The 13,737-nt window shown below is 39.3% G+C and carries 12 protein-coding genes and 1 pseudogene; 12 read left to right on the forward strand and 1 reads right to left on the reverse strand.

Going from position 1 to position 13,737, the window contains the following annotated elements; all coding sequences use genetic code 11:
- Positions 1-50 precede the first annotated feature (50 nt).
- From ACWA1F_RS13810 to ACWA1F_RS13825, 4 genes are all read left to right on the forward strand, one after another.
- Positions 51-665: a YciE/YciF ferroxidase family protein gene (locus ACWA1F_RS13810; protein ID WP_306157310.1), complete on the forward strand. Its 615-nt coding sequence runs from the start codon at positions 51-53 to the stop codon at positions 663-665.
- 104 nt (positions 666-769) lie between these two features.
- Positions 770-1,036, forward strand: coding sequence for a hypothetical protein (locus tag ACWA1F_RS13815; protein WP_306157308.1), 267 nt, complete (start codon positions 770-772; stop codon positions 1,034-1,036).
- Positions 1,037-1,296: 260 nt separating this feature from the next.
- Positions 1,297-1,467 (forward strand): hypothetical protein, encoded by a 171-nt coding sequence (locus tag ACWA1F_RS13820; RefSeq protein WP_306157307.1) that lies wholly within the window; start codon positions 1,297-1,299, stop codon positions 1,465-1,467.
- 214 nt (positions 1,468-1,681) lie between these two features.
- Positions 1,682-3,094, forward strand: coding sequence for an MFS transporter (locus ACWA1F_RS13825; RefSeq protein WP_306157451.1), 1,413 nt, complete (start codon positions 1,682-1,684; stop codon positions 3,092-3,094).
- Between the two features lie 144 nt (positions 3,095-3,238).
- Here the strand turns inward: ACWA1F_RS13825 and ACWA1F_RS13830 are convergent, their stop codons facing one another.
- Entirely contained in the window at positions 3,239-4,036 is a 798-nt protein-coding gene (locus ACWA1F_RS13830) for an SDR family NAD(P)-dependent oxidoreductase (protein WP_306157305.1), read from the reverse strand.
- 563 nt (positions 4,037-4,599) lie between these two features.
- Here ACWA1F_RS13830 and ACWA1F_RS13835 point away from each other — a divergent pair.
- The 8 genes and pseudogenes from ACWA1F_RS13835 to ACWA1F_RS13870 all read left to right on the forward strand — a co-directional run bounded on the left by ACWA1F_RS13835 (position 4,600) and on the right by ACWA1F_RS13870 (position 13,554).
- The gene (locus ACWA1F_RS13835; RefSeq protein ID WP_306157303.1) at positions 4,600-6,108 is read left to right on the forward strand and encodes a DEAD/DEAH box helicase; all 1,509 of its coding nucleotides are present in this window, start codon (positions 4,600-4,602) and stop codon (positions 6,106-6,108) included.
- 66 nt (positions 6,109-6,174) lie between these two features.
- Entirely contained in the window at positions 6,175-6,831 is a 657-nt protein-coding gene (locus ACWA1F_RS13840) for a DUF6766 family protein (RefSeq protein ID WP_306157301.1), read from the forward strand.
- A gap of 64 nt (positions 6,832-6,895) precedes the next feature.
- Complete coding sequence (locus tag ACWA1F_RS13845; protein WP_306157299.1) at positions 6,896-9,085, forward strand: glycoside hydrolase family protein; 2,190 nt, start codon at positions 6,896-6,898, stop codon at positions 9,083-9,085.
- Between the two features lie 153 nt (positions 9,086-9,238).
- Positions 9,239-9,604, forward strand: coding sequence for an SPW repeat protein (locus tag ACWA1F_RS13850; protein WP_306157298.1), 366 nt, complete (start codon positions 9,239-9,241; stop codon positions 9,602-9,604).
- Positions 9,605-9,797: 193 nt separating this feature from the next.
- On the forward strand, positions 9,798-10,283 hold the full coding sequence (locus tag ACWA1F_RS13855) for a (2Fe-2S)-binding protein (protein WP_306157296.1): 486 nt from the start codon (positions 9,798-9,800) through the stop codon (positions 10,281-10,283).
- Positions 10,276-10,871 (forward strand): annotated as a pseudogene (locus ACWA1F_RS13860) (FAD binding domain-containing protein); the annotation flags it as partial. The gene ACWA1F_RS13855 and the pseudogene ACWA1F_RS13860, both read left to right, overlap by 8 nt.
- Before the next feature lie 36 nt (positions 10,872-10,907).
- Positions 10,908-11,294, forward strand: a complete 387-nt coding sequence (locus ACWA1F_RS13865) for an FAD binding domain-containing protein (RefSeq protein WP_456894461.1) — start codon at positions 10,908-10,910, stop codon at positions 11,292-11,294.
- Positions 11,295-11,310: 16 nt separating this feature from the next.
- A complete protein-coding gene (locus tag ACWA1F_RS13870) occupies positions 11,311-13,554 on the forward strand; it encodes a xanthine dehydrogenase family protein molybdopterin-binding subunit (RefSeq protein ID WP_306157291.1) in 2,244 nt (747 codons plus the stop codon).
- Positions 13,555-13,737: the final 183 nt, after the last annotated feature.

The following is a 13,737-nucleotide window of genomic DNA, read 5'->3' on the forward strand; positions in this document are numbered from 1 at the left end:
TTTTTAAATCCTAATTTTGAAAAAGTTAATTATTAAAAAAAAGTATTATTATGAAAACTACAGAAACTAAAAAAGCGAGCACTAAAAAAGCTCCTGCAAAACAAAGCGGCGCAAAAACAGCATCTAAAGGAAGAACAGTAAAAGCAAAGTCGGATGCTGCTGAAGGTTTGAGAGAATTATTTGTAGATTCTTTAAAAGATATTTACTGGGCAGAAAAAGCTTTGACAAAAGCGCTTCCGAAAATGGCTAAAAATGCCACCTCAGAAAATCTAATTAGTGCGATCAACGAACATTTAACGGTTACACAAGGACAAGTGGAAAGACTGGAACAAGTTTTTAAAATTCTGGGAGAAAAAGCGGCTGCAAAAAAATGCGATGCTATGGAAGGCTTAATCAAAGAAGGAGAAAGCATTATGGAGGAAACTCAGCAAGGGCCTGTACGTGATGCGGGAATTATCAGTGCTTCTCAAAAAATTGAGCATTACGAAATTGCTTCATACGGAACACTTGCAGCTTTTGCTTTGACTTTAAACGAAGAAGATGCCGCGGCTTTATTGCAGCAGACTTTAGAAGAAGAGAAAGAAGCCGACACTATCCTGACAGAAGCGGCTTACAATACAATCAATTTCGATGCTACTGAGGAAGATCAGCAAAGTGAAGAATAATGGACTGTAGATTTAGATAAAAACCTTTAAATAAGTGCCATCCTATTTACAGGTTTTTTGACAATAACGAGTGATTTAATTTGATATCATTTAAAAGATGCATTATGGAAATTTTCAACAATAATAAAGAATCACAATCTGATAGGGAAAATCAAATGCCCAAATGGAATCCAATTCCGGGAGAAGAATTGTTTTTTTCTGACAAGGAAGAAAACGAAAAAGGAGAAAACCAAAGAGATCCCGCTCAAAAACCAAATACTGGAGACTGGGAAAATGAGGATGAGTTTGAAGAAACTGAAAGAGACGAAAACCGAGGCAACGACAATAGCGGCGGGGCAGGAAGTTCAGGAAGCGCATCTACCAACAGTTAATAAAAATAGAGACTTAAAAAATTAAAACACGAATTTCACGAATAGACACTATTACTTGTGAATTATTTGCAAAAATCTGTGCTAGTTCGTGAAATTCGCATTTTAATTTATAAGCAACATTCATTTTTATATCAGGCACGTATTAAAACAGAACCCATAAATTTTCCTGTCATAATATTAGAAAACGAAAAAACCGAAGGAAAAACTGCCAAAGCAATCGAGGAACAGAGGTCAAAAAATACATTCAGATATCTATTTGTATGGTCCCTAGCATCGATGGGAACATCGCTTGCCTTAAAATGTTTGGTAAAAATCACAGCGTACTATCTGTAGGACAATGGGCAGCGCCATTTTTACTTTTAGGGATTTATAATAAGCTTGTAAAGCAGGGAGGTCATGATTCTCAAGACAATGCTAATAATGATTTCTAAAAATTAAAACTGTTATAATAAATAAAGCTGCCGTATAAATGCAGCTTATTTATTTGTAAAATCTTTAAGCGTCCAAAGCTTTGCAGTTACAATGATGAAAACTTATCGATGCTAATTATATAAGGGATTTATTAAAAAACTGTAATTTTAAGGGATTGTATTTTTGGAATTTTATAAAAGGACAATAATGCTGTTGTTTCTTTAATTGCTCCGCATGATTACAAAAGAAGAAAAGAACATCGCTAAAGAAAAGAAGAAAAGAACGGCAGTACATTTACTTCCATGGGTTACTGCTGTGGCTATGTTTATACAATCGCTGGACGGGACGATTCTCAATACTTCGCTACCCTCCATTGCCAAGGATATGCAATATTCGCCTACTCAAATGCATTCTGTAATTGTAACTTATGCATTGACTCTTGCTTTATTTATTCCGCTTTCGGGCTGGCTGGCAGATAAGTTTGGCACAAGGACCATGTTTATGATTGCTGTTGCTTTATTTGTCGCAGGTTCGTTATGCTGCGCACTTTCCGGAAGCTTATTAACGTTCAATTTATCCCGCGTGCTTCAAGCTATTGGCGCTTCAATGATGGTGCCGATTGCGCGATTGGCCATATTATATCAATATCCCAAAAGCAAACTTTTAAAAACCATGAATTTTATAACCATTTTTGGTCTTTTGGGAATGGTGGTCGGACCAAGTCTGGGCGGTTTTCTTTCCGATAATCTATCCTGGCATTGGATTTTTTTAGTGAATGTTCCAATTGGACTTATTGGGATCTCGATGGCCAAAAGGATTATGCCCAATTTTAAAAAAGCCGTCGGTAAGTTTGATTTCCGTGGTCTGATGTATTTCAGCTTTGCATTAATCGTGATTACAATGATTTTAGAACTCCTAAGCAGCGGTCTGACGAATTGGTTTATTATTTTGGGAGGGCTGTTTCTTTTTAATGCTCTTGCAGCATTGTATTATTACCATTATAAAAGAACAGAAAAACCCATTATTGATCTCAGACTGTTAAATATTAAAACACTTAGGGTAGGACTTGCTGGAAGCCTTATAACCCGACTGGGGATCGGAGGGCTGCCTTTACTGCTGCCTCTTATGCTGCAGACAGGATTTGGATATTCGGCTTCAGTTTCAGGGTTATTGTTGCTGCCGTCGGCTCTTGCTAATGTGGCTATTAAGCCTTTTATGGTTCGTATTATAAAAGTTTTAGGGTACCGAAATGTACTGGTCAGCAATACAGTGCTTCTTGGAATTGTTTTGATTGTCTTAGGTTTTGTCGAAAGAGACACGCCATTAGGTTATTATATCATTTTAATGGTTTTTTATGGCTTTTTTACTTCCATCCAAATGTCGGCAATGAATACCATTACGCTTGTGGATTTGGATGAGAATACCAAAAGCGGCGGTAATACCATGCTCGTTATCATGCAGCAGCTTTCTATTAGTTTTGGTGTTTCTGCAGCAAGTCTTGTGCTTTCTTTCTTCGGATCAGAACATTTGGGATTCAGTATTGCGCAATCTTTTCATTATACATTTATTGTGTTGGCAATTATAACTATTCTTTCAAGTGTTACTTTCAGAAGACTTAGTGATTCTGACGGACGTGGTTACATGTAAGGTATTTAATATAGAATCAGAAGCTTTATTGGCAGCAGGACTGGTATTTGTATTCAGGATAAATTTTTATTGTATGGCCATATAATGAATAAGCCTGCTGCAGTTAGCAGCAGGCTTTTTATATGCCGAAAAGAATTCATTTAGCTATTCTCCATTAACTGGTTTTTGCTGTTCTTTCATCACTTCTGCGCTTAAGCTGTCCGAAAGTACGTTGCTCATTCCCACCTTTAATTTATTGCTAAATCCTGATATTATTCTATCCTTATTGTTCATTAAAGCATTGTAGCCGTCTTTAGCCACATCTGCAGGATCGGCTAACGAGTCCTTATCCTGGACAGCTTTACTTTCATTCATGCCAGCTTTGTTGAAAAAGTCTGTATCTGTAGGGCCTGGAAGTAAAGCAGTAACTGTAATGTTGGTGCCTTCCAGCTCAGATCGAAGCGCTTCGGAAAAGGAAAGAATAAAAGCCTTGGTACCATGGTATACCGACTGCCAAGGACCGGGAGCTTTACTGGCTATCGAAGCCACGTTAAGAATTCTGCCTTCATTTCGGAGCAGCATTTTAGAAAGGAAATGTTTGGCGAGTATTATTGGTGCATTAATATTGAGATGCACTATATCCAATTCCCGATTAAGATCAGTGTCCTTAAAAAGGCCGTAAACACCCTGCCCGGCATTGTTGACCAGAATATTGACTTCAATATTGCTTTGTTCCAATTCGTCGCATAAACCAAAAACTTCTTCGGTTATAAAAAGATCCCTCGCAGAAGTAATGGCCTTAATTCCATACAGTCTGAGTTCTTGAGCGACTGTATCTAGTTCATTCTGGCTTCTGGCAACAATAACAAGATTATAGCCGTCCTTGGCAAAAAGCTTTGCAAGTTCGTAGCCGATTCCCTGCGTGGCACCTGTGATAAGTGCATATTGATGATTATTTTCCATAACTTTAAATTTAAATTAAGAATTCAATTTAAAAAAATCATTTCGTTGACAATTATATAATTACAGTTTGTAGTTGTAATATGAGCATTAGATTTTCTTTATTGAGGTCCTATAAATTTCAGTTCTGTTGTTTAAAAAGCTTTGGCAGCAGAATACGCTGCTCCATCGGCAAATAGAATAGAGTGATCGTATAAAAATCAGCATTTATAATTGTAATATTCAAAATCAATTAAAGGGATAATATTATAATAAACCCTCAAAATCATGTAAGTAAGATTGAAACGTCTAATTTAAATTTACTCAAATTCCTTATTGCAAAACTTGATTTGTTAATTGGAGGAGACCTGAACTTAATTATTTAATCTTTCCGCTATGTTTAGAAAAGGACAGAATGTGGAAGAAGGAATCCGTAGCTCAGGTTATGGAAGTAATAGGTTTTGAGCCTGAGGTGATTCAAAAGCTGATAACCAACGGGAAGATGAAAAAAGAACAATTGCAACTGGAAAATTTATAGAATGCCAGCTTTCCTGTGGAAGAATGAATTATTAAAAAAAATCAAAGCAATGAAAACAGATACGCACCCTAAAAATATATTCTACGCATATCAGGAAAAGGATATCCAGATTATTTTTGATGAGATGGAAAGCAGTGCAAAAAAGAAGCTTTTGTATCAATTGCCGACAGGAGGGGGAAAAACGGTGGTTTTCTGTGAAATTGCGAGGAAATATACGGCTCAGTTTGGTAAAAAAGCAATTATCCTGACGCACCGAAAAGAGCTATGCACGCAGACATCCAATACACTAAAAAAAATTGGTGTCAAAAACCACATTATAAACAGTGGAAGCGGTAATTTTAAAAAGGGTTTTGACTGTTATGTTGCCATGGTAGAGACGCTGCGCAACAGAATCAAATCAAAAAAAATTAAAACAGAAGATGTAGGGCTTGTTATAATTGATGAAGCCCATCATAATTCGTTCCGAAAATTAATGGGCAGCTTTAAAAAAGCATTTGTTATTGGCGTTACTGCGACACCTTTCAGTTCAGATATTTCTAAGCCTATGAACAAACAGTACAACTCATTGGTCACAGGCGAAAATATTGCAGAACTTATTGCTCAGGAGTATCTTGCCAAGCCGGAATCGTACGTTTATGAAGTAGAATTAAATTCGCTGAAAACAGGACTGCACGGCGATTATACAGTAAGTTCCTCTAATGAACTTTATGGTTCCGAGGTAATGCAGCAGTTATTATTAAAGGCTTATACCGAACATTCCAAAGGAAAAAAAACGCTGATTTTTAATAATGGAATTGCAGCCTCTCAAAAAGTGTATGAAACTTTTAAGAATGCCGGAATTTCCATAAGACATCTCGACAGCAAAACTTCCGGTGAGGAAAGAAAAGAAATCCTGAAATGGTTTAAGAAAACAAAAGATGCCGTTCTTACTTCGGTTTCAATTCTAACTACAGGATTTGATGAGCCTGCAGTGCAGAGTATAATACTGAACCGCGCCACTACGTCGATAACACTCTACCACCAGATGATAGGCAGGGGATCCCGAAGACTGCCAAATAAAAAAACTTTCTCTATTACCGATCTTGGCAATAATATTCAGCGTTTTGGCGCATGGGAAGAACCTGTTGACTGGAAATTTGTTTTTGAACATCCCGATACTTTTGCCAGACAGCTGCAATATCAGTCCAGTGGCAGTCCGTCAGTTCAGCCGCATCGATTTTCAGCAGAACTCAGGGCGCAGTTTCCCAACACCCTTGAAATGACTTTTGATATTGAAGAACATTACCAGGAAGCTGTTGATATGGATAAGAAACCTAAAACGGTTATCCAGGAATCTATCAGGCAGCACGCCAGAATGTGCCTCGATAATGCAGAAACGCTTTCTCAGGCTATTGCATTAGCGGAGGCTTTACAGCCTGAAATTGAATGGCGTGTGAAACAGTATGTAAAATGCCTTGAAAATGCCAGCAAAAATTATAAGCAGTGGCTCATGGAAGATTACCAGAACCGTTTAAAAGGACTGATTATAAAATTATATCCGAAAGTGAATGCTGCTTAGTATCAATGCAATTTGAGAAGTAAATGAATGAATTTTAAATTTTTAATGTTTTACTGTAATTGGCTTATGAAAACTTTTATACGCAACAACGGTCTATCGATCTGCATTCTATTATTATTTGTTTTTTCTTTTGCAGGACAAATTATTTTCGGTCTTAAAGAATATAATAAAGAACTTCTTGAAAATGGCGCTTCTACAGTTTCGCTGCTGGCCTATTTTTCAACAGGGCATTTTATAGAGTCCACTTTTGAGAATTGGGAAAGTGAATTTCTGCAAATGGCGCTTCTTGTAGTGTTAACTATTTTTCTGCAGCAAAAGGGGTCTTCAGAATCCAAAGATTTTGATAAAGAAGAGGAGGTTGACAGAGAGCCTTCTTCTAAAAGAAAAGGTGCTCCATGGCCAGTTAAGAAAGGTGGCTTGATTTTAGAAATCTACAAACATTCTCTTTCAATTGTTTTATTTTTACTTTTCCTGCTTTCCTTCGGGGCTCATTTCTATGGAAGCTTAAAGGATGAGAACCGGCAGCTTTCTTTAAAAGGAATGCCTCTGGAAACAGCTTCAAACTATATTGCCGATTCAAGGTTCTGGTTCGAATCCTTTCAGAACTGGCAGAGTGAATTCCTTTCTGTCTTTGCAATAATTGTACTTTCTATATTTTTACGCCAGATTGGTTCCTCCCAGTCAAAACCCGTAGATGCACCGCATATGGAAACAGGTGGGTAGTTTTTAACTTTTACTGCTATAAGCTTTATTACTCGAAAATTAATTCTTTTTAAACATAAATAATATGAATACCATTTCACCCTGGGCTGCCACAGTGCATGCCGATTTAGAAAACAGTGCTGTAATTTGGGAAAAAGAATGCCATAAATACAATTTCCAAGCTTATAATACGGGAGATTCCTTATGGATTGCGGTTACCTGGCCTGAGAGCGGAAAAATGGCTTTTCGTCCTGCTTTTGGAATGAACAGCTGTTTTGAAATAACCAATATGTTTGATGACGGCCAGACTCTTGTTGTCAACTTGGAAACAAGATTAGGCCAGTATGAAATTATTATAGCATTTCCGTCCGAAAACTCGGCAGTGCTCCATTATACAACTACTTTTAAAGCAAACCAGCCCTTACTGATTCCATTTTGGCCCAGAGATATTATTCCTTTAACACAAAAAGGAAGTGTGGAAAATACCAATGGAAAAATACACATGAACCAGATGGGGTCGCGCTCTGGCATTTTGTTCGCCAGCATGACCAAGCCAAAGACGGGATCTTTTTTTTACTTTCAGGATCTGGGTTCCTTAAGCGATTACTGCGAAGCCACGCAGACTACAGTTGATGACACTGTCTGCGGGAGCTGGCCCGAAATTGGATTCAGACTTCCGTCTGCAGAAGATAAGCCGCTGCCTGCCGGCAAGCCTTATATCATTTCCGATGCCTATGTATTATTTTCTGAGGGAATTATTGATGATGAAATAGCAGTAACGCACCAATTTTTAAATAATCTCGCAGGAGTCTACCGTTTGCTGCCGCACCCGGAAATTATTTACCATAACTGGCCGGAAATCACGCAAAACTGCCTTAACGATATTTACACTAACAAAGGCTGCTGGACCCAGACCAATGGTTCCCCTTATCTCAATGCGTACCTCTGCGATTATGATACGCCTGCCGAAGTTATGGTGCAGCTTGCCGTATTGATGCCTTTAAATGAACTGAAACATTGGTATGGAGGAACGCATCCGGTTTATAATGAACTATTTAACGGTCTGGAGGCCTTCTATGACCAAAAGGTAAAAACGATTAACCGATGGCTCCCTGCGCTTAATGGCCAGCTTGATAATTCGGAGATCCAGAAAAAAGAAATGGTCATGGATTCCTGGTATCTGTATCATCCGCTGATGAACCTCACCAGGCTTGCACTGAAAGGAGAAAAAAAAGCGGAAGAACTCGTTTTGAAATCAATTGAATATGCCATAAAGGTCGCGCATCATTTTAATTATGAATGGCCCGTGTTCTATAAAATGGATACTTTGGAAGTGATACGCAGGGAAACCGAACCCGGGAAAGGAGGCGAAAAAGATGTACCGGGCTCGTATGCACATTTAATGCTATTGGTGTACCGACTGACGAACGATAAACGCTATCTGAACGAAGCAGAAAAATCGGTTAAAAAGCTTGAGGGCCGTGGATTTGATATTTTTTATCAGGCCAACAATACAGCCTTTTCGGCAGGGGTACTATTGGAATTGTTTAAAATCACAGGCAAAAAAGAGTATCTGGATTTGAGTTATGCCTGTTTGGCATGCCTGTTTAAGAACATGCAAATATGGGACTGCCAGTACGGATACGGTAAAAATTACCCCAATTACTTTTCTGTTTTTCCTCTCAACAATGCGCCTTACACCGCCGCTTATGAGGAAATGGAAGTATATGCGGCGCTTTCAGAATATCTCATACAGGCGGCGGAAATTGATCTGCTGCCTTCTCTAAAAATCCTTATTGCGGAATTTATAAAATATGCGGTAGGAAGACTGCCGTTCTACTATCCAACAAAATTGCCTGCGGAAATGATTTCCGAAGAAGTAAAAACCGGAGAAATACAAAAGGAGCTTTGGATTCCCCTCGAAGACCTTTACAGCGGCTGGGAAAAAAGCGGGCAGGTGGGACAGGAAGTTTATGGTGCAGGTGTTGGTTTTGGCGCCATGGTACGACAATATCATCAGGTTAAAAATGAAGACTTTTTACTATTTCTGGATTATCCGCTTATAAACTACAGGAAATCAAAACAGACTTTGCGCTTTACCGTTCTGGGATCTGTAGAATTTCAGTGCAATTTTAAGATTGTTCTTAATGATAATAACAATATAAAAATGCAGGTTTTTGAGCAAAATCAAATAATTGAACCGAAAGTAAAATCGAAAATGCTGCTGGAATATACCGTTGCCGGAGGAAGCGCCATTAAAGTATCTTGGAATTAACCTATTGGATTTGTGAAATTTTAAAACAATAATATCATCTCACAGTAATTTTAAAACCTTCTAAGCTCCTTAAATTATATAAACAGCAAAGTAAAAAATGTAAATTTTCAAAAGGCCTGCGGGGGTAACTTTGCTTAATAAATTATTAAAGTTATGAAATTTTTAGAAACAAAACTCCACGGTTATCTGGACTACTCAATAGGGCTGCTGCTTCTATTTATGCCATCTTTATTTCGTTTGGAAGCACATACCGCACAGAGTCTCATTTTTTATATATTCGGGATCTTCACCATCTTTCTAAGCCTGCAGACAGATTACGAAGCTGGGATATATAAGCTGCTTCCAATGGAAGCTCACATTGTTATTGAAATACTATCCGGTTTATTTTTTGCGCTTTCGCCATGGATATTCGGTTTTGCAGGGAAGGTATTTCTGCCTCATTTACTATTTGGCAGCATTGCTGTTTTTTTAGCATTAGCTACAAAAACGCAAAACAGCATTTTTCAGAGATTATTCTGATTTTAAACTTTCAGAATATTTATATAGCAAAGGCAGAGTCATAAGCTCTGCCTTTTTTTGCGCAAGATTAAATGTCTCGCCAATATTGTTGTAAGAATTATGTAACGATGAAAGTCTAAAGTATAAGTAAATCTGAAATTACTTAACGAGCTTTGTTAATCGATGTATTTTACACTTTTGTAAACAATTCATTATGAAAAATAATTTTTCGATTCTCACTTCTCTCACGATCAATAATAAAGATTATAAGCTGGAGCTTCTTCCCTGGGTTTCATTATTAGATGCGCTTCGCGAACGGCTTAATTTAACCGGTACAAAAAAAGGATGTGACCACGGACAATGCGGTGCGTGCACCGTTTTGTGCAACGGCCAGAGAATTTTAAGCTGCCTGACGCTGGCGGTGGCAAAAAACGGCAGTGAAATTATAACAATAGAAGGCATAGCAGACGGTTTGGAACTTCATCCGCTTCAGAAAGCTTTTATCAAGCACGATGCTTTTCAATGCGGCTATTGTACGCCTGGACAGATCTGCAGTGCTATTGGCATGCTGCAGGAGGGAAAAGCCCAGTCCCGTGAGCAGGTAAAAGAGCTCATGAGCGGTAATCTTTGCCGCTGCGGGGCTAATAAAGGAATAATAGATGCGATCATGCAGGTAAAAGAAGGGAGCGGTCATGAATAGTTTTGATTATAAAAAAGAAATTACAGTCAATGGAGCCATTAAAGCTGTATCCACTGATAATAAAGCGACGTTTTTAGCCGGAGGAACCAATATTATTGACCTTTGGAAATACAATCTGACAAATCCCGAAAAACTTATTGATGTAAATGATATAGCAGCACTCAATACTATTGAAGAACTTGACAATAATGGTGTCCGATTAGGGGCGTTGGTCAAAAATGCGGCGACGGCATATCATCCATTATAGAAAAACGCTATCCTTTATTATCTAAAGCGATTCTTGCGGGCGCTTCGGCACAAATACGAAATATGGCAACAAACGGCGGCAATCTTTTGCAGCGCACCCGCTGTTATTATTTTTACGATCCGGATGTTCCCTGCAACAAACGCATGCCTGGATCAGGCTGTCCCGCTATTGGGGGCTGTAACCGTATGCATGCAATTTTAGGGACAAGCGAGCATTGCATTGCAGTTTTTCCCTCTGATATGTGCGTGGCCCTTGCCGCACTGGAAGCGGTGGTAAATGTAATGGGACCAAATGGAGAGCGACATATTCCTTTTGCTGATTTCCATAGACTACCCGGCGACACCCCGCATCTTGATAATAATTTACAGCAAGGCGAAATGATTACCTCAATTGATCTTCCGCCAAATCAGTTTTCAAAGCATTATGCTTATTTAAAATTGCGGGATCGCCATTCGTATGCTTTTGCATTGGTGTCTGTTGCAGCCGCTTTTGAAATGGATGGAAATGCGATATCTAAAGCCAGGATCGCTTTAGGCGGAGTTGCCCATAAACCATGGCGCGTACCTGAAGCAGAAGAACTGCTGAAAGGAAAAAAAGCAGCGGCAGAAAATTTTGCCTTGGCGGCTGAGCGTATCTTAGCGGGAGCAGTTGGAAGGGGAGATAATGATTTTAAGATACCTCTTGCCAAGCGGGCAATTATCAGGGCCTGCGAAATGGCTTTAGATCCAGAATCGCAAATTCCGGGGGCTGGCCCTTCACTTTAATCTAAAAATAAAAAGAATGGAAAATAGACCCTTAGTTGGACAGCCCCTCAGCCGGCTGGAAGGTTTTGAAAAAGTTACCGGAAGTGCCCAATATGCAGCAGAGCATAATGTTCCGGATCTCCTATACGGTTATGTAGTCAACAGTACAATTACAAAAGGAAAAATCTTAAGTATTGATGTCTCGGATGTACTCGCACTTCAGGGAGTTGTAAAGATATTTACGCACGAAAACCGTCCAAGCCTTGCCTGGTTCGATATACAATATGCAGATATGGATGCGCCTCCAGGAACGGTTTTTAAGCCATTGAGCGATAATAGTATCAGATATAATGGCCAGCCGATCGCTCTCATTGTGGCAGAAGATTTTGAGACGGCGCGTTATGCTTCAACTTTGATTAAGTTTGTTTATGAGGAAGAAACGTTTAATACGGTATTATCTCAAAATCAGGATAAGGCGCGAGAACCGAAAAAAGGAATGGCGACACCGCTGAAACCGCCTCCGCCAAAGCCAACGGGTAACTTTGAAGAGGCCTACGCAAGTGCAGAATTTACAGCTGCAGCCCAGTACCGTCACGGAACCGAACATCACAATCCGATGGAGCTCTTTGCAACAACCACTATTTATGAAGGCGATGGAAAATTGACCATTTATGATAAAACGCAGGGAACAATAAACAATCAGCTTTATGTAGCCAATGTTTTTGGCTTGAAATATAAAAATGTCAGAGTGCTGGCGCCGTATGTCGGAGGCGCTTTTGGGTCAGGCCTTCGTCCGCAGTATCAATTGTTTTTGTGCGTGCTGGCATCGTTGGAACTTAAAAGAAATGTTCGTGTTACACTCGAAAGAAAACAAATGTTCTCGTTTGGGCACAGACCTCAGGTAGTCCAGTCACTACGGTTCGGAGCCGACAATAGCGGAAAAGTAACAGCTATGAATCACAGCGCGGTTGGCGAGACTTCTGCTTATGAAGATTATAATGAAATTCTGGTTCCCTGGAGCCATAAACTGTATCCGGCTGCGAATACCTTATTTGAATATAAGCTGGCTCCGCTAGACCTTGCCACACCTATCGATATGAGAGCGCCGGGAGGAGTGAGCGGTATGCATGCAATTGAATGCATTATGGACGAACTGGCCTATAAATTGAATTTGGATCCTTTGGATTTTCGTCTTAACAATTATTCGCAAATTGATCCTTCCACGCAAAAACCTTTTACCAGCAAAGAATTAAAGCAATGTTACGAAAAAGGTGCCGAAAAATTTGGCTGGCATATGCGAAATCCAAAACCCGCAAGCACAAAAAAAGGAAATAGGCTGGTAGGCTGGGGTATGGCAACCGGCATTTGGGATGCATACCAATTTCCCGCCAGGGCTGGAGCTGCATTAACTAAAGAAGGCCGGCTGGAAGTGCATAATGCCACAACCGACATTGGCACAGGAACCCTGACCGCTATGACGCAGATAGCTGCCGATGAATTTGGGATTTCTGCCAATGAAGTATTGTTTTTTTATGGCGACAGCAAAAAGCCTTTTTCCATGTTTCAGGGAGGTTCAGCCATTACGTCTTCTACTGGTACGGCAATTGTCGCTGCCATCAGGGAACTAAAGAAGAAAATCATAAAGAAAATAAAAGATATGGATAATTCTCCTTTTGAAAAAATTCCAGAACATCAGATTGTTTTTCGAAACCGTGCCGTTAGTGTAGTAAATCAGCCGGATATTTTCATTTCATTTCAGCAGCTTATTAAAATTAATAATGGTAAAGAGTTTAAAGTTACCAAATTGGGAGGACCAGATCTGCTGAAACTCAGAAAATATAGCAAAGCGACTCATAGCGCTTCATTTGTTGAGGTTGAAATAGATAAAGATTTAGGAAGTATAACTGTTACTAGAGCTGTTACGGCGGTTGCAGCAGGAAAAATAATCAATCCGAAGACGGCAAAAAGCCAAATATTGGGCTCCATGATCTGGGGAATCAGCAAGGCACTGCACGAGGAAACGCTGATTGATCCAAATCTTGGAAAATATATGAATGCCAATCTGGGCGAATACCATATTCCTGTCCATGCAGACATTCCAGAAATGGAAGTTATTTTTGCTGAAGAAAACGATACGCTGATTAACGAATTGGGAATTAAAGGTGTCGGTGAAATTGGCATGACTGCAATTCCTGCGGCGATCGCTAACGCAATTTTCCACGCAACGGGTAAAAGGATCAATAACCTGCCAATTCATTTTGAAGATCTTATAAAAGAATAATATTTATATTTTACGATTGCACAGGCCACAGCATAAGGCAAATCGGTTCTACTATTTTTATTGCTTGTTTTTAGGCCCGATTATGCTGAAATTAAATTATTTGAAGACGTAAAAAAGATTTGTCACTTTTTTAACAAAGGATGTGAAGCTGCTTGCCGGTTCTGTGACTTCCTTTTAGAGTCT

Source organism: Flavobacterium erigeronis, assembly GCF_054075165.1.